The 22,657-nt window shown below is 37.3% G+C and carries 22 protein-coding genes; 7 read left to right on the top strand and 15 right to left on the bottom strand.

Features of this window, described 5'->3' with window-relative positions:
* Positions 1-885, bottom strand: coding sequence for an ABC transporter ATP-binding protein (locus ILT06_RS01970; RefSeq protein WP_064474663.1), 885 nt, complete (start codon positions 883-885; stop codon positions 1-3).
* Between the two features lie 342 nt (positions 886-1,227).
* Here ILT06_RS01970 and ILT06_RS01965 point away from each other — a divergent pair, with 342 nt between their 5' ends.
* Positions 1,228-2,055: a 5'-nucleotidase, lipoprotein e(P4) family gene (locus ILT06_RS01965; protein WP_088048047.1), complete on the top strand. Its 828-nt coding sequence runs from the start codon at positions 1,228-1,230 to the stop codon at positions 2,053-2,055.
* Between the two features lie 26 nt (positions 2,056-2,081).
* On the opposite strand, the gene motB is transcribed toward ILT06_RS01965, so the two are convergent.
* Together motB and motA are read right to left on the bottom strand one after the other, a co-directional pair.
* Positions 2,082-2,870 carry a flagellar motor protein MotB gene (gene motB / locus ILT06_RS01960; protein WP_064474661.1) on the bottom strand — a complete coding sequence of 263 codons (789 nt, stop codon included), beginning with the start codon at positions 2,868-2,870 and terminating at the stop codon, positions 2,082-2,084.
* Complete coding sequence (motA, locus tag ILT06_RS01955; RefSeq protein WP_064474660.1) at positions 2,860-3,654, bottom strand: flagellar motor stator protein MotA; 795 nt, start codon at positions 3,652-3,654, stop codon at positions 2,860-2,862. The genes motB and motA overlap by 11 nt, the downstream gene beginning before the upstream one ends.
* Positions 3,655-3,918: 264 nt before the next feature.
* On the opposite strand from motA, the gene ILT06_RS01950 reads away from it, so the two are divergent.
* Entirely contained in the window at positions 3,919-4,698 is a 780-nt protein-coding gene (locus ILT06_RS01950) for a M15 family metallopeptidase (protein ID WP_064474659.1), read from the top strand.
* A 36-nt stretch (positions 4,699-4,734) separates the two neighbouring features.
* Here ILT06_RS01950 and ILT06_RS01945 read toward each other — a convergent pair whose 3' ends face one another.
* The 4 genes from ILT06_RS01945 to sdhC all read right to left on the bottom strand — a co-directional run bounded on the left by ILT06_RS01945 (position 4,735) and on the right by sdhC (position 8,462).
* Positions 4,735-5,181, bottom strand: a complete 447-nt coding sequence (locus ILT06_RS01945; protein ID WP_222654781.1) for an acyl-CoA thioesterase — start codon at positions 5,179-5,181, stop codon at positions 4,735-4,737.
* A gap of 93 nt (positions 5,182-5,274) precedes the next feature.
* Entirely contained in the window at positions 5,275-6,036 is a 762-nt protein-coding gene (gene sdhB, locus ILT06_RS01940) for a succinate dehydrogenase iron-sulfur subunit (RefSeq protein WP_001291830.1), read from the bottom strand.
* Positions 6,029-7,822 (bottom strand): succinate dehydrogenase flavoprotein subunit, encoded by a 1,794-nt coding sequence (gene sdhA / locus ILT06_RS01935; protein WP_061677094.1) that lies wholly within the window; start codon positions 7,820-7,822, stop codon positions 6,029-6,031. The genes sdhB and sdhA overlap by 8 nt, the downstream gene beginning before the upstream one ends.
* Positions 7,823-7,835: 13 nt before the next feature.
* Positions 7,836-8,462 (bottom strand): succinate dehydrogenase cytochrome B558, encoded by a 627-nt coding sequence (sdhC, locus tag ILT06_RS01930; protein ID WP_000678353.1) that lies wholly within the window; start codon positions 8,460-8,462, stop codon positions 7,836-7,838.
* A 299-nt stretch (positions 8,463-8,761) separates the two neighbouring features.
* Between sdhC and ILT06_RS01925 the strand changes: the two genes are divergently transcribed.
* On the top strand, positions 8,762-9,211 hold the full coding sequence (locus tag ILT06_RS01925; protein ID WP_064474657.1) for a YslB family protein: 450 nt from the start codon (positions 8,762-8,764) through the stop codon (positions 9,209-9,211).
* Positions 9,212-9,325: 114 nt separating this feature from the next.
* Here ILT06_RS01925 and uvrC read toward each other — a convergent pair whose 3' ends face one another.
* The 8 genes from uvrC to ILT06_RS01885 form a co-directional block, all read right to left on the bottom strand.
* Positions 9,326-11,110 carry an excinuclease ABC subunit C gene (uvrC, locus tag ILT06_RS01920; protein WP_064474656.1) on the bottom strand — a complete coding sequence of 595 codons (1,785 nt, stop codon included), beginning with the start codon at positions 11,108-11,110 and terminating at the stop codon, positions 9,326-9,328.
* A 147-nt stretch (positions 11,111-11,257) separates the two neighbouring features.
* Positions 11,258-11,572, bottom strand: coding sequence for a thioredoxin (trxA, locus tag ILT06_RS01915; protein WP_064474655.1), 315 nt, complete (start codon positions 11,570-11,572; stop codon positions 11,258-11,260).
* Positions 11,573-11,782: 210 nt separating this feature from the next.
* Positions 11,783-12,760, bottom strand: a complete 978-nt coding sequence (gene etfA, locus ILT06_RS01910; protein WP_000101967.1) for an electron transfer flavoprotein subunit alpha — start codon at positions 12,758-12,760, stop codon at positions 11,783-11,785.
* A gap of 36 nt (positions 12,761-12,796) precedes the next feature.
* A complete protein-coding gene (etfB, locus tag ILT06_RS01905) occupies positions 12,797-13,570 on the bottom strand; it encodes an electron transfer flavoprotein subunit beta (RefSeq protein WP_064474654.1) in 774 nt (257 codons plus the stop codon).
* 77 nt (positions 13,571-13,647) lie between these two features.
* Entirely contained in the window at positions 13,648-14,424 is a 777-nt protein-coding gene (locus ILT06_RS01900) for an enoyl-CoA hydratase (protein ID WP_088048045.1), read from the bottom strand.
* 11 nt (positions 14,425-14,435) lie between these two features.
* A complete protein-coding gene (locus tag ILT06_RS01895; protein ID WP_000742213.1) occupies positions 14,436-15,023 on the bottom strand; it encodes a fatty acid metabolism transcriptional regulator FadR in 588 nt (195 codons plus the stop codon).
* A 106-nt stretch (positions 15,024-15,129) separates the two neighbouring features.
* Positions 15,130-16,815 (bottom strand): long-chain-fatty-acid--CoA ligase, encoded by a 1,686-nt coding sequence (locus ILT06_RS01890; RefSeq protein ID WP_064474652.1) that lies wholly within the window; start codon positions 16,813-16,815, stop codon positions 15,130-15,132.
* 188 nt (positions 16,816-17,003) lie between these two features.
* A complete protein-coding gene (locus ILT06_RS01885) occupies positions 17,004-18,041 on the bottom strand; it encodes a BclA C-terminal domain-containing protein (protein WP_222654780.1) in 1,038 nt (345 codons plus the stop codon).
* 448 nt (positions 18,042-18,489) lie between these two features.
* Between ILT06_RS01885 and ILT06_RS01880 the strand changes: the two genes are divergently transcribed.
* The 4 genes from ILT06_RS01880 to ILT06_RS01865 all read left to right on the top strand — a co-directional run bounded on the left by ILT06_RS01880 (position 18,490) and on the right by ILT06_RS01865 (position 22,596).
* Positions 18,490-19,464: an ABC transporter substrate-binding protein gene (locus ILT06_RS01880; RefSeq protein ID WP_088048043.1), complete on the top strand. Its 975-nt coding sequence runs from the start codon at positions 18,490-18,492 to the stop codon at positions 19,462-19,464.
* Positions 19,465-19,471: 7 nt separating this feature from the next.
* Positions 19,472-21,508, top strand: coding sequence for a Fe(3+)-hydroxamate ABC transporter permease FhuB (gene fhuB, locus ILT06_RS01875; RefSeq protein ID WP_222654779.1), 2,037 nt, complete (start codon positions 19,472-19,474; stop codon positions 21,506-21,508).
* A gap of 113 nt (positions 21,509-21,621) precedes the next feature.
* Entirely contained in the window at positions 21,622-22,125 is a 504-nt protein-coding gene (locus ILT06_RS01870; protein WP_222654778.1) for a DinB family protein, read from the top strand.
* Between the two features lie 138 nt (positions 22,126-22,263).
* Positions 22,264-22,596 (top strand): YfjL-like protein, encoded by a 333-nt coding sequence (locus tag ILT06_RS01865; protein ID WP_098102909.1) that lies wholly within the window; start codon positions 22,264-22,266, stop codon positions 22,594-22,596.
* The last annotated feature ends 61 nt before the right edge of the window (positions 22,597-22,657 follow it).

Here is a 22,657-nt window from a genome sequence, read left to right as displayed (position 1 = left end):
TTATTTCGCCCTCTCTACAAAGATTTCGTTTAACGTCGGCTCTAACATTTTAAATTGTCGTAAGGTAACACCTTGTTCTTGCAATTGTTGTAAAATCTTTAGAGCTTCTGCATCATCTTGTACTTGCACATAAAGAAGGCCTTGTTGTTTTTCATACGATACATGAATAGCTTCTAATCCCTTCGCATTCTCTTCTATATCTTCAATCGTTAAATTGCGGAAACCGTATTCTTTTTTAATATCACTTAACTGGCCTTTTACGACTGCTTCGCCTTTTTTCAAAATACATACATGTTGGCAAAAAGCCTCTACTTGTTCCATACGATGACTGGATAAAATAATTGTCTTTCCGCTCTGTACTTGTTCTTCAATAATGCTAGCTAACATTCCAGCATTAACTGGATCCAGTCCACTAAATGGTTCATCTAAAATGAGAAGTTCAGGATTATGAAGAAGAGCAGCAATTAATTGGATTTTTTGCTGATTTCCTTTTGAAAGCTCTCCTGCCGTTTTAAATTTATATTCTGGTATCGCTAATCGCTCTAACCAGTGATCAATAGCAAGATCTACTTCTTTTTTCGTCATTCCTTCTAATCTACCAAAATATCGCAACTGGTCTATTACTCTACTTTTTGTATATAAACCTCTTTCTTCTGGTAAATAACCAATTGTTACCCCACTAGTCCCAAATGATTTTCCATCCCATGTAATAGAGCCTTCATTAGGCGTTAATAATCCGAGAAGCATTTTGATTGTCGTTGTTTTCCCTGCACCATTTCGTCCAAGTAATCCTAGTACTTCACCTTTTGGTAACGAAATTTGCAAACCGTTCACTGCTTTTGATTCCCCAAATAGTTTCGTTAAGTTTTGAATTTGTAAACTCAAAGTATAAAGCCTCCCCTTTAATATCATTCATACTCTCTTTCAAAGACTATGTTTATTCAGGATAAAATATAGCACTACACTTCATCCTCTTAGTATGTAACATCTCCTTAATCCATCATTTGTTCTATTTAGTTAAAATTGTAAATAATATCATTTCGTTTGTCAATTATAATTGTCATTAAGACAATAAAAGTTGTCAAAATGATTTCCATCATTTTTCTCATCTTTCTAATATAGGACATACTACTATATATACAAAAGACAATATGCAAATGTTCATAAAAAATTTTTATATTTTAATATATAATATAAGATGATTTTCTAACATCAAGGAGGATACATATGAAGATGAAGAGGGGTATTACCACTTTATTATCTGTAGCAGTTCTATCTACATCGCTTGTAGCATGTTCAGGAACACCAGAGAAAACAGTGGCAAAAGAAGAAAAAGTAAAATTAACAGAACAGCAATTAATGGCTGATTTATGGTATCAAACAGCCGGTGAAACGAAAGCACTTTACTACCAAGGGTACAATATCGGTCAATTGAAGCTTGATGCAGCTCTTGCAAAAGGGACAGAGAAAAAGCCTGCTATCGTACTTGATTTAGACGAAACTGTTTTAGACAACAGCCCTCATCAAGCAATGAGCGTAAAAACAGGAAAAGGCTATCCTTACAAATGGGATGATTGGATTAATAAGGCTGAAGCTGAAGCCCTTCCAGGCGCAATTGATTTCTTAAAATATACGGAATCTAAAGGTGTAGATATTTACTACATCTCAAATCGTAAAACGAACCAACTAGATGCAACAATTAAAAATCTTGAGCGTGTAGGTGCTCCTCAAGCAACGAAAGAACATATATTACTACAAGATCCGAAAGAAAAAGGAAAAGAAAAACGCCGTGAACTCGTTTCTCAAACACATGATATCGTCTTATTCTTCGGTGATAACTTATCTGATTTCACAGGTTTTGATGGGAAATCTGTAAAAGATCGCAATCAAACAGTTGCAGATTCAAAAGCACAATTTGGTGAGAAATTTATTATTTTCCCTAATCCAATGTACGGTGATTGGGAAGGCGCTTTATATGATTATGATTTCAAAAAGTCAGATGCAGAAAAAGATAAAGTCCGTCGCGACAACTTAAAATCATTTGAAGAAAAATAAAAGAGGATGGCATTCGCCATCCTCTTTTATTTTTCTTTCTCTGTTAAAGGCAAGATAAATACTTCCACACGTCTATTCTTAGCCTTTCCTTCTTGTGTATCGTTTGGAGCAATCGAACGGTATTCTCCGTAACCAATCGCACTAAATTTTTCTGGTTGTAATTCTTTATTTTGCAGTAATACTTGCATAAAATTAACTGCCCGCTGCGTACTTAATTCCCAGTTCGACGCAAACTGCGCATTGGCAATAGGGACATTATCCGTATGACCCGATACTGTAATTTCACGAGGTGACGCTGAAACAAGTAAGCTAGACATCTCTTTTGCAATCCCTAAAGATTCTAATTTCACATCTGCTTTCCCCGAATCAAACAGTATATTCTCTAATATTGTCACCATTAATCCCTTTTCAGTTAATTTAGTTTGAAAAGAAGAGGATAATTGTTTTTCATTAATATATTGATCAATCTTTTTTTGTAATGCTTTCAATTCATCCATCTCTTTTTTTTCTTTCGCTCTAGCTTCTTCTTGTTTTTTTGCTTGTTCTGCCTCAAGGCTACTTGCTGATAATTCTTTTTCATCATTTGGCTTTTGATCACTTAAAAATTCTTTGTTACCTGTTCCACCGGCTAATTCACTTCGAAAAGCAACTGCCATCTGTTTAAACTTCGCAGCATCTATACTACTCATTGCGAATAAAACGATGAACAATGCAAATAACAACGTTAACATATCTGAATATGGAATTAACCAAGTTTCGTCGATATGCTCATCATGTTTTTTCTTTTTGCCTCTTCTATTTTTCTTACTCCGCATTTTTTTCTGCTCCTTGTTCTAGCTTTTTACGCTCAGTTGCAGAAAGTGAACCTAAAATGCGGTTCTTCATAATAAACGGATATGTACCTTCTTGTAACATTAATAAACAATCAATGATTAAACGTTTTTTCTCGATTTCAGCTGCAGATTTTTGTTTTAACTTATTTGCAAATGGATGCCATAATACATAACCTGAAAAAATACCAAAAATCGTTGCAATAAACGCACCTGAAATAGCATGTCCTAACTTTTCAATATCAGTTAAATTACCAAGCGCAGCTACAAGACCAATAACAGCACCTAAAACTCCTAATGTCGGTGCATATGTACCAGCTTGAGAAAAAATTGCTGCTCCTTTTGCATGCCTTTCTTCAATTGCTTCTAATTCAGCTTCTAAAATTTGTTCTAAATCTTCTGCGGATACGCCATCAATCACAAATTTCATACCACGCAAAAGAAATTCATCTTGAATTTTGTCTAATTGTTGCTCTAAAGACAAAATACCGTATTTTCTACTTTCTGATGTCCAATGAACAAATAATTCTAGCAACTGTTCATAACTTAAATCCTTTTTATTTGAACCAAAAAGAACTTTAAATAATTTTGGAACCCTTTTTAGTTGATTCATCGGAAATGCTATACATACTGCAGCAAATGTACCGATAAAAATAATTAATGCTGCGGCAGGATTCAATAAGGATGTTACGTCAGCGCCCTTGACGACCATCCCTACTACTACCGCTACAAATCCTAAAATAAGCCCAATAATTGTTGCAAAATCCATTCCCATTCACTCCTAGTCTATACAAGAAGTTCTTCATTCTCGATAATCGCTACATCTTCTTATGTATATATATTACATAAAAAATTCATTTCATGAAAGATAAGAAATGAATTAAATAAAAAAATACTACATTTTTACACATTTTCTGACATTTTCTTTGCATTTCTATTACGTTATGACTCTTATATTTCTTTTTCAACAAACTAGACTTATAATAAAAACGATACATATTTTATTAAGAAAGGACTGTGATTACAAGGTATCATGAAAAAAATAATCATTATTTCTGCCGCTACTATTGTAATCGGTATCACATCTTTCGCTTATTTCGGTTCTAAATCGCCACTACAAAATGAGGCGAAAGCTGTCGAAAATCAAAAACATAGTAACCATCAAAAAGAAGAGATTCCTGCTTTTCCTAAAGCTGATCATAATGCAAAGAAACTAGACAATAATTTTTTCGTTGTAACAAATCCAGAATCTAATCTTGTATTAGTTAATAAACATCGTAAATTACCAGACGGATACACGCCTGAAGACTTAACAAGACCAAATGTACCATTTACTAGTCCAAAAGATAAAGAAAAAACGCTACTGCGTAAAGATGCTGCAGATGCGCTTGAAAATATGTTTGAAGCGGCAAAGAAAGAAGGACTTGAACTTACAGCTGTATCTGGTTATCGTTCATACAAACGCCAAAAATCATTACATGATACGTACGTTAGACGTCAAGGAAAAGCTGAAGCTGATTCAGTAAGTGCCATTCCTGGTACGAGTGAACATCAAACTGGTTTAGCAATGGATATTAGTTCAAAATCTGCTAAATTCCAATTAGAGCCTATTTTTGGAGAGACAGCCGAAGGAAAATGGGTTGCAAAACATGCCCATGAATTTGGCTTTGTCATTCGTTATTTAGAAGATAAAACAGAAACAACAGAATATTCATATGAACCGTGGCATTTGCGCTACGTTGGTAATCCATACGCTACATACATATATAAACATCATTTAACATTAGAAGAAGCAATGAAAGACAAAAAATAAGAGAGCAAATTGCTCTCTTATTTTTCTTTTACTCTATTATTGTAGTAATTTTTTCTTCCACTCTTCAGGCCACGGTTCACCTCTTCCCGTTTTTTTCGATGCTTGAACCATCATTCCACGACCGACTAAACAAGCTTCTCCTTCTGCATTCTTCACCATATAATGCAAATCTAAAGAAGAATTCCCAACCGCTCCCGCTTTTACATATACCTTCAACTGTTCATCAAAATATATTTGCTTAATAAAATTACATTGTAAATCTGCAACAACGATCATCGTTTCTGAAGATTCATGCGTCCATTCTTGCATAAATCCAAGTTCTTTAAACAATGCGATACGTGCTTCTTCAAAATAAGTAAAGGCAACGACATTATTTACATGCCCAAACATATCTACTTCACCAAAACGAACTTTTACAGGATTGTAAAATGAAAAACCACTTTCCCATTGCTCAAAGTCTTCAATATAAGAAATCCTCTTCATTATTCCCTCTCCTTTTCGCCCTTAAAATAAACAGAATAAACAGAAAAATAAAGTTATAAATATTGCCTCTTCAACATGAAGAGGCAATATTTATTAATAGTTATTGTCGCTACCAAAGAAATCTTTAAACGATTGAATTGTTGTATCACGGTTTAATGCCGCAATTGAAGTTGTTAATGGAATACCCTTTGGACATGATTGCACACAGTTTTGAGAGTTACCACAGTTTGCAAGTCCTCCATCTCCCATAATTGCACGTAAGCGATCTGCTTTATGCATTTCACCCGTCGGATGTGAGTTGAATAAACGAGCTTGTGATAACGGTGCTGGTCCAATAAAGTCAGATTTACTATTTACGTTTGGACATGATTCTAAGCAAACACCACATGTCATACATTTTGAAAGCTCATAAGCCCATTGACGTTTCTTCTCAGGCATTCTTGGTCCTGGTCCTAAGTCATACGTTCCATCAATTGGAATCCAAGCTTTAACGCGTTTTAGAGCGTTAAACATGCGACTACGGTCAACTTGTAAGTCACGTACAACTGGGAATGTCTTCATCGGCTTTAAACGAATTGGTTGTTCTAACTGATCAATAAGAGCTGTACATGATTGACGTGGTTTTCCGTTAATCACCATCGAACATGCGCCACATACTTCCTCTAAACAGTTCATATCCCATGCAATCGGAGTCGTCTGGTTTCCTTTTGAATCAACAGGATTACGACGAATTTCCATCAGTGCCGAAATAATGTTCATATTTGGACGATATGGGATTTCAAACTCTTGGTCAAACTCTTGTGCATCTGGTCCATCTTGTCTCGTAATGATGAGGCGGATTGTTTTCTCAGACATGTTGCTTATCCCCCTTCTCTTCACCCTTAGCAGCTACATCATGTTTTGAGGAATAGTCACGTTTACGTGGTTTAATTAATGAAACATCCACTTCTTCGTAATGGAATGCTGGTGCTTTTCCTTCTCCCTCAAATTTCGCCATCGTAGTTTTTAAGAAGTTTGCATCATCACGATTTGGGAATTCAGGTTTGTAATGCGCCCCGCGGCTTTCATTACGGTTATACGCTCCAATTGTAATAACACGCGCTAACTCAAACATATTTGCAAGTTGGCGTGTAAATGAAGCACCTTGGTTACTCCATCTCGCTGTATCGTTAATGTTAATGCGTTTGTAACGCGCCATTAACTCTTCAATTTTCGCATCAGTTTCTAGTAGCTTTTTATTTTCACGAACTACTGTAACGTTATCTGTCATCCATTCTCCAAGCTCTTTATGAAGAACATATGCATTTTCGTTACCATCAAGCGTTAAAATATTGTTAAATTTCTCTGTTTCGATTAATTCATTTTGCTCATATACAGTAGATGAAACAGCATCAGACGATTTAGAAAGACCTTTCATATACTCAATCGCGTTCGGTCCTGCTACCATACCACCGTAAATTGCTGATAATAGTGAGTTCGCACCTAGACGGTTACCACCGTGCATAGAATAATCACACTCACCTGCTGCAAATAAACCTGGAATACTTGTCATCTGCTTATAATCAACCCATAGTCCGCCCATTGAATAGTGAACTGCTGGGAAGATTTTCATTGGTAGTTTACGAGGATCATCACCTGTAAACTTCTCATAGATTTCAATAATTCCACCAAGTTTAATATCTAGTTCTTTCGGATCTTTATGAGAAAGATCTAAGTACACCATGTTTTCACCGTTAATACCTAGTTTTTGCTCTACGCAAACGTCAAAGATTTCACGCGTTGCAATATCACGAGGTACAAGGTTTCCGTAAGCCGGATATTTTTCTTCTAGGAAGTACCATGGTTTACCATCTTTATATGTCCAAACACGGCCACCTTCACCACGTGCAGATTCACTCATAAGACGTAATTTATCGTCTCCAGGAATTGCCGTTGGATGAATTTGAATGAACTCGCCGTTTGCATAATATGCGCCTTGTTGATATACAGCAGAAGCTGCTGTACCTGTATTAATAATAGAGTTAGTTGATTTTCCAAAGATGATACCAGGGCCCCCTGTTGCCATAATCACGGCATCAGCTTGGAAACTTTTAATCTCCATTGTTTGTAAGTCTTGTGCAACGATTCCTCGGCACACACCTTCGTCATCAACAACAGCTCGTAAGAAATCCCAACCTTCATATTTCGTTACAAGTCCTGCTACTTCGTGACGACGTACTTGCTCATCTAATGCGTATAGTAATTGCTGTCCAGTTGTTGCACCAGCAAATGCTGTACGGTGATGTTGTGTTCCACCAAAACGACGGAAATCAAGAAGTCCTTCTTCCGTACGGTTGAACATAACACCCATACGGTCCATTAAATGAATGATACCAGGTGCTGCTTCACACATTGCTTTAACTGGCGGTTGGTTCGCTAAGAAGTCCCCACCATAAATTGTATCGTCAAAGTGGATCCATGGAGAATCCCCTTCACCTTTCGTATTTACGGCACCGTTAATTCCACCTTGGGCACATACAGAATGTGAACGTTTTACTGGTACTAAAGAAAATAGTTCAACATTTACTCCTGCTTCTGCCGCTTTAATCGTTGCCATTAAGCCGGCCAAGCCACCGCCGACTACTATAAGTTTCCCTTTCATGCTCTCCCACTCCTTACTGGTTTGCTAGCTGTGGATCGATGAACGCTAATAATGCACTCACACCTACATAAGATAGACCTAAGAAAATAGCTAATGTTACATAAGTAGAGATTCTTTGTGAACGTGGAGATACTGTAATTCCCCAGCTTATGCAGAATGTCCATAGTCCATTTGCAAAGTGGAAAATTGTTGAAACAACACCAACTAAGTAGAATGCAAACATAGCTGGATTGTTTAAAATATCTGCCATCATATCATAGTTTACCTCTTTACCTAACAATGCTTGAATACGAGTTTCCCAGACGTGCCAAGAAATGAAGATCAGCGTAACGATACCTGAAATTCGTTGGAAGACGAACATCCAGTTACGGAAATAACCGTAAGATACCGCATTGTTCTTAGCTGTAAATGCAATATATAAGCCATATATAGCATGGTACAGTATAGGTAAAAAGATGATGAAAATTTCTAGCGCATACCGGAATGGAAGGAGCTCCATAAAGCCTGCAGCTTTGTTAAAAGCCTCTGCTCCTCTTGTTGCAAAGTTGTTTACAATTAGATGTTGCGTCAAAAAGACACCAACCGGGATGACCCCCATTAATGAGTGCCACTTACGAAACGTATACTCGCGGCCTTTCATGTCCCCATTACCCCCTTGAATGTTTGACTGCTGTTTTCAGATTAATTTACAACAATAATGTTTTTTCACTATTGGCATAAGAAAAACTGAAAAAATTATTCGAAATATTTCAGCATAATTTGATAACAAGTTCATTTTACCCCTATTTTTGTCGAAGCGTCAAGAAAACGTATACATAATTTGCATATAATTTGCCAATTCTTTTTCCCTTCTTATATATTCAGATTTCCCCAAAGAAAAATCTGTTTTTATAAATGAAAAATGTTATATAATAATCCCTATAGAAAGAGGGGAATATTGTGAGTAAAAATACAATCGATACAACATCTTTAGAAGATGTTTCATTGAACGCCTTCGCTTATGAATTGCTACGTGAAGAATTACTACCTGATTTAATCGGTAACGATTTAGATGGTATTTTATACTGGTCTGGTAGAAACCTTGCAAGAAAATATCCACTAGAAACAATTGAAGAAGTCATTCAGTTCTTTGAAAAAGCTGGCTGGGGCACCTTAAGCATTATTGAACATAAGCGTCGTGAAATGCAGTTCCAACTTAAAAGCACACTCATCGCTGAACGTCAAAAACAAAACAGACATTCTTCTTATCAATTAGAAGCTGGATTCATCGCTGAACAAATTCAAAAGCAACGAAACGTCGTTGCAGAGTCCTATGAAGAAAAGAAAAAGCGTTCAGACTCTATTACATTTCTTGTGAAATGGGATATAAAAGATCTCATTGAAGTGTAGCATTACCTACAGTCAACTAGACATATAAGTTTAGTTGACTTTTTTGTATTTTCATTCAGTTAGATTTATTTTAAATCTTCAGAAATTATACCAAAAAACAGAAGACGTTGTAAACTACAACGTCTTCTTATCTGTTAAATACGTATAAATTGTTTCCGCGACATTTTTCGGCATACCTGCTTCGACAAATTCAGCTAAAGAAGCTTCTTTCATCTTCTTTAATGAACCAAAATGTTTTAACAATACCTTTTTCCGTTTATCACCGATTCCTGGAATATCATCCAGTGCTGATTGAATAACAGATTTCCCGTGTAATTGGCGATGAAATGTAATCGCAAATCGATGCACTTCATCTTGAATGCGCTGCAATAAATAAAATTCTTGGCTATTTCGCTCAAGCATCACAGGTTCAGGTGGATCTCCAATAATTAAATGGGAGGTTTTATGTTTGTCATCTTTTACAAGCCCTGCCATCGGAATATATAAACCGAGTTCATTTTCTAGAATATCACTTGCAGCCGCCAGATGACCTTTTCCGCCATCAATAATGATTAAATCTGGTAAAGGCAAGCTCTCTTTCAGTGCCCTTGTATAACGGCGTCTCACAACTTCTCTCATAGACTCATAATCATCTGGTCCTTGAACTGTTTTAATTTTATATTTCCTATATTCTTTCTTAGCTGGTTTCCCATCGATAAAAGCAATCATTGCAGAAACAGGATTTGTCCCTTGAATATTCGAGTTATCAAACGCCTCAATACGATAAGGTGTTTCAATCCCGAGCTGCTTCCCTAAATGATCTACCGCTTTAATCGTTCGCTCTTCATCACGTTCAATTAAGTAGAATTTCTCTTCAAGAGCAATCTTCGCATTTTTATTTGCTAATTCTACAAGATCTTTTTTCTTACCACGTTTCGGCTGTGTCGCTTCAACTTCTAAAAAGCGCTCTACTAATTCTGAGTCTATACTTCCTGGAACGACAATTTCCTTCGGCTTAAAATGACTGCTGTTCTCATAAAATTGACCGATAAATGTTAAAAATCCCTCTTCTGGTTCATCGTAGATTGGAAACATAGAAACATCACGTTCAATTAGCTTTCCTTTTCGAACGAAGAAAACTTGAACACACATCCATCCTTTATCAACTGCATACCCGAATACATCACGATCCACTAAGTCACTCATAATCATCTTTTGTTTTTCCATAATCGCATCAATATGCGCAATTTGATCCCGCAACTCTTTTGCGCGTTCAAATTCTAGTTTCTCTGAAGCTTCATACATCTTTGTTTCTAATTCTGAACGAACTTCTTTATGCCCACCATTTAAAAACTTAATAATTTCATCTACAATTTCTTTGTTTTGTTCTTCCGTCACTTCTTTCACACAAGGTGCTAAACATTGACCCATATGATAATATAAACAAACTTTATCGGGCATATTTGAGCACTTACGAAGCGGATACATACGATCTAGCAGTTTTTTCGTTTCATGAGCTGATTGTGCATTCGGATAGGGGCCAAAATACTTTCCCTTATCCTTTTTTACATTTCGCGTAATAAGTAATCGCGGCTGTTTCTCAGCTGTAATTTTAATAAAAGGATATGTTTTATCATCTTTTAATTGAATATTATATTTTGGATCATGTTTTTTTATTAAGTTTAACTCTAAAATGAGAGCCTCTAGATTTGAGGAGGTTACAATATATTCAAAATCTACAATTTCTCCTACAAGCCGCAGTGTTTTTCCATCATGCGAACCAGTAAAGTACGAGCGCACACGATTTTTAAGCACTTTTGCCTTTCCGACATATATAACCGTTCCTTGCTTATCTTTCATTAAATAACAACCAGGTTGATCTGGTAAAATAGCCAATTTTTCTTTTAAATGTTCGTGCACTCGTTACCCTCCATTTCTACATGCTTAGCATCTTTATTTTCACCTGAAAACATACTATGCCAAAACACCCAACATACGTTCCTTTATTGTAACGGAAAGGTGTAAAAAAGGAAAATAAAAAAGGCTACCAAATGGTAGCCCTTTATTTTAGAAGTGTTTAGAAACTAATTCTACTAACGCTTCTTTCGGTTTGTAACCTAACGCTTGATCAACTACTTTACCGTCTTTTAATACGAAAAGAGCTGGAATGCTCATTACTTCGAATTGACGAGCAGTTTCTTGGTTTTCATCCACGTCTACTTTTACTACTCTTACTTTTTCGCCTAGTTCTGCATCAATTTCCTCTAATACAGGAGCGATCATTTTACAAGGTCCACACCAAGGTGCCCAGAAATCTAATAATACAACACCTTCGCTAGTTTCAGCTGCGAAGCTTTGGTCATTTGCATTTACAATTGCCATTTTATTTCCTCCTTCAAGTATATTCTACCAAGAGTATATCATTAACTTATATACGTGGCGAATAATATGTATCGTTATGTATTGTAACAAAAAAGTGTTCCTTTATACTATATAAAAATACGGATTAAATACTAAAAAGATGAGAGACAGGGGATCTCTCACCTTTTCTATATATAGGGGTACTTCACTTGGAACTCAAGGGTACTCAAATCATGAATGTACTTTTAACTTTTTAAACTCTTCTGTTAAAAGAGGTAAGACTTCAAATAGATCGCCAACAATACCATAGTCAGCTACTTTGAAGATACTTGCTTCTGGGTCTTTATTAATCGCAACGATTATTTTTGAGTTAGACATACCAGCTAAATGCTGAATCGCACCAGAAATACCGCATGCAATGTATAAGTCTGGCGTAACAACTTTACCAGTTTGACCAATTTGTAATGAGTAATCGCAATACTCAGCGTCACAAGCACCACGAGATGCTCCAACAGCACCGCCCAATACGTCAGCTAACTCTTTTAATGGCTTGAATCCTTCTTCACTCTTCACACCGCGTCCACCAGCGATAATAACTTTCGCTTCAGAAAGGTCAACACCTTCTGCCGTCTTACGGACGACATCTTGAATAATTGTACGTAAATCTTTCACATCTACTGTAATAGAAGACACGTCACCACTGCGAGACTCATCTTTTTCAAGCGTCGCAATGTTATTTGGACGCACTGTCGCAAATAAGATACCGTCTGTTACAATCTTCTTCTCAAACGCTTTACCAGAGTAAATTGGACGAGTAAAGATAACATTTCCACCTTCAACATCTAAAGCAGTTACGTCAGAAACTAGACCAGCTTCAAGCTTCGCTGCTAATTTTGGTGATAAATCCTTACCAAGTGCTGTATGTCCAAATACAATACCTTCTGGCTTTTCTTCAGCATATACAGCTGAAAATGCTTGTGCATACCCATCAGATGTATATGATTTTAATTTATCATTTTCAACTGTCACAACGCGATCTGCACCGTAATGAATCAATTCATTTGCAAAAGAGGCAACGCTGTCTCCAACTAGAAGACCTACTACTTCACCGCCTTCTGCAATTGTTTTTGCTGCTGCTACCGCTTCAAACGAAACGTTACGTAGCGATCCATCACGAACTTCACCCATTACTAATACTTTACGAGCCATAGATTTTCCCTCCTGCATATATAATTTCGTATTTTATTAGATTACTTTCGCTTCTGTATGGAGCAACGATACAAGTTCTTTTACTTGATCTTGCAGCTCGCCTTGTAACACTTTTCCTGCATCTTTCTTAGGAGGCAAATAGATTTCAATTGTTTTTGTCTTTGCTTCCACATCATCTTCTTCTAAATCTAAATCATCTAATTCTACTTCTTCTAGTGGCTTTTTCTTCGCTTTCATAATACCTGGAAGCGATGGATAACGAGGTTCATTTAAACCTTGTTGTGCTGTTACTAAAACTGGTAATGAAGTTTCAATCACTTCCGTATCACCTTCAACATCACGCTCAATCTTCACGTTTGTACCGTCAATTTCAAGTTTTGTAATTGTCGTTACGTACGGAATATTTAACGCTTCTGCTACGCGTGGACCAACTTGTCCAGATGCACCATCAATTGCAACGTTCCCGCCTAAAATTAAATCTGCATTTTTATCTTTTAAATATTCAGCAAGTACTTTTGCTGTCGTGAACTGGTCACCATTTTCCACATCATCTTCAATATTAATTAATACAGCTTTATCGCAGCCCATCGCTAATGCCGTACGAAGTTCTTTCTCACTATCTTCGCCACCGACTGTTACAACAGTAACTTCGCCACCTTGTGCGTCTCTTACTTGAATTGCTTCTTCAATCGCATATTCGTCGTAAGGGTTGATGATGAATTCCGCTTCGCCATCGTAAATTGCACCGTTTTTAATTACGATTTTTTCTTCTGTATCAAATGTTCGTTTCATGAGTACGTAGATGTTCATTCCATTTACCCCCTTGTTTTTCAGAAAGATTCTATCAATTTTAATTTTCTGTTAATTTATATTAAAAAATAATTGAACTACCTGCCACTAAATGAAGGCTTACGTTTTTCTAAAAACGCTGCTACACCTTCTCTTCCATCTTCACCCGTAAATACTTCACCAAAGATTTGAGCTTCGCGTTGTACACCTTCATAATAATGAGACGATTTCGTCGTTTGCAATAACTCTAGTACAGCACGAGTCGTCGCTGGGCTTTTTCCAGCAATCTGTTTTGCAACTTTAAGCGTATCATCTAAAAATGTTTCTTCAGCAAAAACTCCGTTAACAAGTCCCCATTTTAATGCTTCTGCACCTGTAATCGGTGTACTTGTTAACATCATTTCACAAGCTTTCGCTTTCCCAACATAACGTGGTAATCGCTGTGTACCTGCAAATCCAGGAATTAATCCAAGTGTTAATTCAGGTAAACCAAGTTTTGCACTTTCAGTTGTAAAGCGCATGTGGCAAGACATAGCAAACTCAAGGCCGCCGCCAAGTGCCGCTCCATGAATTGCCGCGATAACTGGTTTTGAACATTTTTCAACACGTTCAAACGTAACTTGTCCAAGCTGCGCTAATTCTGTCGCTTGCTTCGCTTCAGTAACAGATGTAAATTCTTTAATATCTGCTCCCGCCGAGAAGAAGCGCCCTTCACCATGAATAACAACAACACGAATGTTATCATCCTTCTCCACTTGATCAATTAATTCAGTAACGTCATGCATAACTTGTGAAGACATCGCGTTTGCCGGCGCATGATTTAACGTCGCCACCGCGATATGATCTTCAACTCTTACAGATAGGAATTTCAACATGATCCCTCCCATTATTGACGATAACCACAAGCTGCAATAAGTAGCCCATGTACCGTTTTTGAAAGTGCGACCAGATCATACTTATGATCGCTCATTACCCAATTGGTCACAACTTCATCTACTGTTCCAAAGATCATTTGTCTTGCCACGCGAACATTTAAATCCGCTTGGAATTCACCTTGCTTTATACCTGTCTCTAAAATCTCATCCATAACTTGTAAGTAGCCTTTTAATACTTCATTTATTTTAAGGCGTAAGTCTTGATTGGACTGTCTTAGCTCTAATTGCGTAACGATAGCAAGAGGATCATTTTGTGATAACAGCAAGAAGTGCGTTTCTACCAACATGAATAACTTCGATACAGCGCTTTCAATTCCTGCTGTTTTTTGACGAATTGTTTCGACAAAATCTCCCATCTTCTCTTGAAATAAGGATATTAATATATCTTCTTTATTTTTAAAATATAAATAAATCGTGCCATCAGCTACCCCAGCTTGCTTTGCTATTTTAGAAACTTGCGCTTGGTGGTACCCATTCTCCGCAATCACAATGACTGCCGCATCAATAATTTGATTGTATTTCGGTCTATTTTTCTTCACTTTACTGTCCCCTTCAAGAAGATGACTGAATGAATAGTCATTCATATTCTTATAATACTGACTATTTAGAAAAGTGTCAATCCTATTTTTTCAAAAAGAAAGGGCCTTAGCCCGTTTGCTCATCCTCATTTTTTCTTTTCTCTTCATCTATTAGGACACGGCGTAAAATTTTTCCAACTGTCGTTTTCGGCAGTTCATCTCTAAACTCATATACTTTCGGCACTTTATAAGCCGCTAAATATTTACGCGCAAACTGGTTTAATTCTTCCTCAGAACACTCCGCACCTTCTTTTAACACAACAAATGCTTTAACTGTCTCTCCCCGGTACGGATCGGGAACTCCAATCGTCACCACTTCTTGCACTTTTTCATGCTCATATAATACTTCTTCTACTTCACGAGGATACACATTAAATCCACTCGCAACAATCATATCTTTCTTACGATCTTTCACATAGAAAAATCCATCTTCATCCATGTAACCAACATCCCCTGTATGAAGCCATCCGTCTTGTAATACAGCTGCTGTTTCTTCTGGCTTATTCCAATACCCTTTCATAATTTGAGGACCCTTTACAACAATTTCACCAATTTCACCCGGAGGTAAAGCCTCTCCAGTTTCAAGTGACATAATGTTTGCCTCTGTATCTGGCCACGGCACACCAATACTTCCTGGCACACGTTTTTCCCACAAAAAATTCCCATGTGTAACTGGCGACGACTCCGTTAATCCATAACCTTCTACCAATTTTCCACCTGTAACTCTCTCAAACTCTTCCTGTACTTCTACAGGAAGCGGGGCAGATCCACTAATACAAGCTTGAATAGAAGAAATATCATATTCTTTTAAGAGGGGACTATTTAATAGAGCAATATAAATGGTCGGTGCCCCTGGAAATAGTGTGACTTTATGTTTTTTTATCGCTTCAAAAACCATTTTCATATCAAACTTCGGAATCAGCACCATTTTATATCCTTGCATAATACTTAAATTCATTACAGCTGTCATCCCATATACATGAAAGAACGGAAGGACACCAAGAATTACTTCTTCTCCTTCTTTACAATTATATAGCCAATGAGCTCCCATTAAAGTGTTCGAAACAAGGTTTTTATGCGTCAACATAACGCCTTTCGGAAATCCAGTTGTTCCTCCTGTGTACTGTAAAAGGGCTAGATCATTTTCAGGATCACAAGGAACTTCAACATTAACATTACTTTCTCGTTCTACTGATTTCCATAGATGAATCGTTTCGCTTTCCGACACATTCACAACAAGATTTGCCTGCTTTTTTTGTACAAATGGATAAAGTAAATTTTTAGGGAAGGGTAAAAAGTCCGCAATCCGAGTTACGATAATATGTTCAATTTTTGTAGCAGATTGAACATTCGTTACTCTTGGAAACACTAAATCGAGACAAAGAATTACTTTTGCTCCCGAGTCATGAAGCTGGTATTCTAATTCTCTTTCTGTATATAGTGGATTTGTTTGTACTACGATACCTCCCGCAAGTAATGTACCATAATAACCAATTACAGATTGCGGACAGTTCGGCAACATAATAGCAACTCGATCACCCTTTTCCACACCGAGCTTTTGAAGATAATTTGCAAACCTCTTCACCTTATCGTGGAAGTCTGAAAATGTAATATCCTTCCCTAAAAAGTGAAGCGCTTTCTTTTCTGGATAACGGGAAGCCACCTGTTCCACATATCCATGAAGCGGCTGAATATCATAAGAAATCGTACTTGGAATTTCTTCTGGATAACTTTTCAACCATGGTTTTTCCACCTTCATTCCCCCTTCAAATACATAAAAATAAATGAATGTTCATTCATGATGGTTGTTTTCATTATATTATAGTCGCCATAACGTTACAATCATAATATTCTGACTTTTATATAACTATGCTTCACTCCATTAACTTCTTATTATATGTATAAACTCTCCTAATCTTAAAAGAATAAGAGAGTTATTATTTAGCTTAATCTTATTATCGTTAACACAGCTCCTGGTGTAGTTGTTGATAACGTTGCAACAGCTAACAAACCAAATAGTTGCAAACTAATGGCACTTCCAGCCGCAAGAGTCGTAATAATTGTTGCACTAAATGATGTAGTTGCTAACGCAGGAGAATTGATCGTTCCAGCAAGAGGTGCTCCATTAATTGTAATCCGCGAACTGACTAATAATGAAGCCGTTATATTAATCGTATATGAAATATAATAATTCCCAGCATTTGCAGCCGTAAATACTGTATTCCCCCCAGAAACAGTAATACCTGGACCAATATTTTGATTATTCGGAAGCGGGACATTCGTTCCACCAAGAAGTACCGATATCGCTGTTCCCGATGTATTATTTGCAAAAGCGTATGTTGCCGTTATACTGGTGCCAGTTGCCCCCGTTTCTCCTGTTGCTCCTGTTGGACCCGTTATTCCCGTCGGACCCGTTGAACCTGTTATTCCCGTCGCTCCTGTTGCCCCTGTTGCCCCTGTTGCCCCTGTTGCCCCTGTTATTCCTGTTGCTCCTGTTGCCCCTGTTGCCCCTGTTATTCCTGTTGCTCCCGTCGGACCCGTTGAACCTGTTATTCCCGTCGCTCCTGTTGGACCTGTTGCCCCCGTTTCTCCTGTTGCTCCTGTTGGACCCGTTATTCCCGTCGGACCCGTTGAACCTGTTATTCCCGTCGCTCCTGTTGCCCCTGTTATTCCTGTTATTCCTGTTATTCCTGTTGCTCCCGTCAGACCCGTTGAACCTGTTATTCCTGTCGCTCCTGTTGGACCTGTTGGACCTGTTGCTCCCGTTATTCCCGTCGCTCCCGTTGGACCTGTGTCACCTGTTGGACCCGTTGCTCCCGTTGGGCCTGTGTCACCTGTTGGGCCCGTTGCTCCCGTCGGACCTGTTGGGCCAAGCTTAGGAACTGTTCCATCACAACTAAAACAGCATGAATCAACATGTACACCATTTTGATTATTACATCCACAATATCCATTTATATTATTGCCCCATGAAGACATGTTGATCACTTCCTTTACATTCGATCTTTTAAGTACAATCACCGAATTAGAAAACACCTATCTAAATAACAAAGAAATACTTTACCTAGTAGATACACACAGATTTATTCCATACATTCTAGTAATTATTACATGCGATTCGCTCTCCTTTTGCTTGTACTTTCGCCCCATCTCCACAGATTATTAACCATACACATTACACTTTCGTACACAGCCAAGTCCCCATTTAAACTCCCCCATATTCACCAATTTTTTTAGTAAAGAGGCTTATTCTTCATAAATAGCGACTATAGTATATAAAAACCCGTATAATTTGTTGTTTTTCGTCAAAATTTTAAAAAAATATTGACACTTAAAATATCCTCATAGTATGATTTGGGTGTTGTAATTGATAACCATTTTCACTTATGGCGCTAATTACAAAAAACACTTAATTTGGGGGCAGAAGATGAAGAAAATTCTCAGTATTTTCATAGTAGTTCTTCTATTCGCTGTTGGATGCGGACAGCAAAAAGAGGAGAAAAAAGAAACAAAGACAGACGATAAAAAGCAAGCTATAACAATTAAGCACGCTGAAGGGGAAACAAAGTTAGATAAACCAGCGAAAAAAGTTGTTGTACTTGAGTGGGTATATTCAGAAGACTTATTAGCACTTGGTGTTCAGCCAGTAGGGATGGCAGACATTAAGAATTATAATAAATGGGTAAATACAGCAACAAAACCAGGTAAAGATGTTGTAGACGTAGGGACACGTCAACAACCAAACTTAGAAGAAATTAGCCGTCTAAAACCAGATTTAATTATCACAGCTTCATTCCGTAGTAAAGCTATTAAAAACGAATTAGAGCAAATTGCACCAACAGTTATGTTTGATCCATCAACAAGTAATAACGATCACTTTGCTGAAATGACAGAAACATTTAAACAAATCGCAAAAGCAGTTGGAAAAGAAGAAGAAGGTAAAAAAGTATTAGCTGATATGGATAAAGTATTCGCTGATGCAAAAGCAAAAATTGAAAAAGCAGACTTAAAAGATAAAAACATCGCAATGGTACAAGCATTTACAGCTAAAAACGTACCAACATTCCGTATATTGACTGACAATTCTACAGCTTTACAAGTTACAAAAAAATTAGGTTTAACAAACACTTTTGAAGCTGGGAAATCAGAGGCAGATGGTTTCAAACAAACAACTGTAGAATCATTACAAAGTGTACAAGATTCAAACTTCATTTACATTGTGGCGGATGATGATAACATTTTTGACACGCAACTAAAAGGGAATCCTGCTTGGGAAGGGTTAAATTTCAAAAAAGAAGACAAAATGTATAAATTAAAAGGCGACACTTGGATTTTCGGTGGTCCTGAATCTGCAAAATCTTTAGCAACACAAGTAGCAGATGTAATGACAGCGAAGAAGTGATTCAGCGATGAATAGCTTCCAACATACACTTCGAGCAAGTCTTGTATTCGGAGGAGGAGCAGCTCTCTTGCTCCTCCTTTTCTTTATTCATATCGGACAAGGTCAAGCAAACATTTCCTATAGTATGATTATTGATGCTCTTATCTCACCGAACCAATCACTAGAGCATCAAACTTTAATTATGCTTCGATTACCTAGGGCCGTAATTGCCATTTTAGCTGGAGGTGCTCTTGCTGCATCTGGGGTCATTTTACAAACATTAACGAAAAATCCACTTGCTGAATCCAGTACAATGGGTATTCACTCTGGCGCATATTTCTTTCTAGTAGCGGCTACAATTTTCTTACCAAAAGGTCTGCAAATTAATTCACTTCTTTTCACATTTATCGGCGGTGCTATTACTGCTTTATTTGTATACCGTATTTCTGGTGGAAAAAAGGGAACCCCACTTAGAATGGCACTAGCTGGTATGGTCGTTACATTAATGCTTTCTGCCTTTACCGGAACGATGCAGCTTTTCTATGAAAATGAAACAGCTGGTTTATTTTTATGGGGAGCTGGATCTCTTATTCAAAATAACTGGGATGGCGTTCAATTTGCTTTTCCATTTATCATTATTTCTTTCCTAGTTTTACTATTTATGTCTCGTAAACTCAACATTCTCTTACTTGGTGATGATGTCGCTGTTTCTCTTGGTGAAAAAACAGCAGTAACACGTCTTATCGCCTTCATTGCTGCGATCTTTTTAACAGCAGTAATTGTAACTGTTGTTGGACCAATTGGATTTGTCGGCTTAGTTGCACCACATTTAATGCGTCTTATTGGCTACCGTCAACACTTTACTCTCCTTCTCTCTTCTTTCTTATGGGGAGCTGTACTATTACTTGGAGCTGATGTCGTTGGTAGACTAATAGATCCAACTGGGGCTGAACTTCCTGTCGGAGCAGTCACGGCAATGATTGGATCACCTTGGCTTATTTATTTAGTGTATCGAATGATGAAATCGAAACAATATATGAATGATAACGGAGCGAATGCAGCTGGAGCTAGTTCTCGCTATTACTCTTATAAAAAGGTAATCATTATCTCTATCACACTTTGCATTGTGACAATTGCTCTTGGTGTTACAATTGGTAGTAACGCTTATATCGAAAGTATTACAAATGTTATATCAGGACAATTAACACAATTTGATAAAAATATGATGATGAACCTTCGTTTACCAAGAATGCTCGTTGCTGCTATTGCTGGCGCATGCCTTGCAATAAGCGGGCTTGTTTTCCAAGGTATATTACGAAATCCACTCGCCGATCCTTCTATTATTGGTATTTCATCGGGAGCTGGTGTTGGTGCTTTAACTATTATGTATGTCTTTCCCGCACTTCCTGGTTTCTTCCTACCAATTGGTGCATTTATCGGCGGACTACTTGCAGTTGGAATTGTCCTCTTCTTCTCATGGAAATCAGGATTTAGCCCAACAGCCCTTGCTTTAATAGGAATTGGTATTTCAGCTCTCGGCTCAGCGATTATTCAAATCTTTATCGTTAGAGCAAATTTGAACGTTGCTGCTGCTTTAACATGGCTATCAGGTAGCACGTATGCAAGAGGATGGAATCACTTAGAAAATATCATTCTATATCCATCGCTAATTCTTGTATTCATTATCTTTTTCTTAATAAAACAACTTGATGTTCTCGTACTTGGAGAAGATTTAGCAACGGGACTCGGGCAACCAGTAAATAAAACGCGCCTTGCCCTCATTGTGTTAGCAACACTACTTGCATCTGTAAATATCGCAGCTGTCGGTACGATTGCCTTTCTAGGTCTTGTTGCGCCACACTTAGCACGAATCGTCGTTGGTATGAATCATCAAAGATTATTCGTTTGCTCCGCACTATTTGGAGCAATCCTTCTTTCCATTGCTGATTTACTCGGACGAACAATTGCATACCCGAAAGAAATCCCTTCTGGTCTTGTCGTTGCCGTACTTGGAGCACCTTATTTCTTATGGTTGATGAGGAAAAATGGGAAGAAGGTTGGTTAAAAAAAGAGGCTTCTTAATATGAGAAGCCTCTTTTTTATTTGTTCTGATAGGTTAAAAGGAAACTATCTTTTTTTCACGAATGTAACCTATGAACATAACTAGGAGGGATAAATATGTACCAAACTATTGAAGGCTTTCTACAATCATGGACATACGAGGCTGAGTCTACTCAAAAGATGCTCGATGCATTAACAGATGAATCTTTGTCACAAGAAATTGCACCTGAGCACTGGACATTAGGCAGAGTTGCTTGGCATATCGTGACGGCAATTCCTGTTATACTATCTGGCACAGGGCTTAAGTTTGAAGGAGAAACGAAAGATTATCCTGTTCCACCTTCTGCAACAACAATTGCTGATCAATATCGTAAAGTGAATGCAGCTTTTGTTGAAACGCTTCAAAGTGAATGGACTGATAAAGACTTAGCTACTATTAATGACTTCTTTGGTCGTCCTATGCCGAATTCTATATTTTTAATGACACTCATTAATCATCAAAATCACCACCGCGGACAAATGACTGTTTTAATGCGCCAAGCTGGCTTAACTGTCCCTGGCGTATATGGTCCTGCAAAAGAAGAATGGGCTGCAGCTGGAATGGAAACTCCTAAAATGTAACAACAGAAAAAGACAAGTTGTTTACACATCTTGTCTTTTTCTGTAACTTGTTTCATGTGAAACTATTTTTGCTAAATGGTTGTTTTATGAAAAAAATACGTTAAAATAAGTACATATTTATGAAGAGGAGCAACCAAATTGAATACAAAAAATAAAAAAATAGTTATGGGAACTATTTTACTAACTTCTATTATTGGAGTTATAACTGTATCTCTTTATTTCATAAGTTACGGTACCCCTTGGGAAAAACAAACAGCAATTACGGAATCAAAAGAGTATATTACAAAACACTTTAATCTAGATGTGGAAGTCAAAAACACTTCTTACGATGCTAAAATGAATAGCTATGCAATCTCCTTTGAAACAAGTAAAGACGGAGAGTTTACTATTGAATATAAAAGCCCTAATAACTTTAATATTTCCCCAGGAGTGCAAGAGTATTTAAGCAAACACTCCAAATTTATAGAGTAGTAACGAAGCATACATATACAGAAAAAGAGTTGGTGTAACGCCAACTCTTTTTTCTTATTTT

Source organism: Bacillus sp. 17RED48, from assembly GCF_019837545.1.
In the GTDB taxonomy this organism is placed as follows: Bacteria; Bacillota; Bacilli; order Bacillales; family Bacillaceae_G; genus Bacillus_A; species Bacillus_A wiedmannii.
The sequence above is the reverse complement of the archived record's forward strand: the minus strand, read 5'-3'. Positions and strand labels throughout refer to the sequence as shown.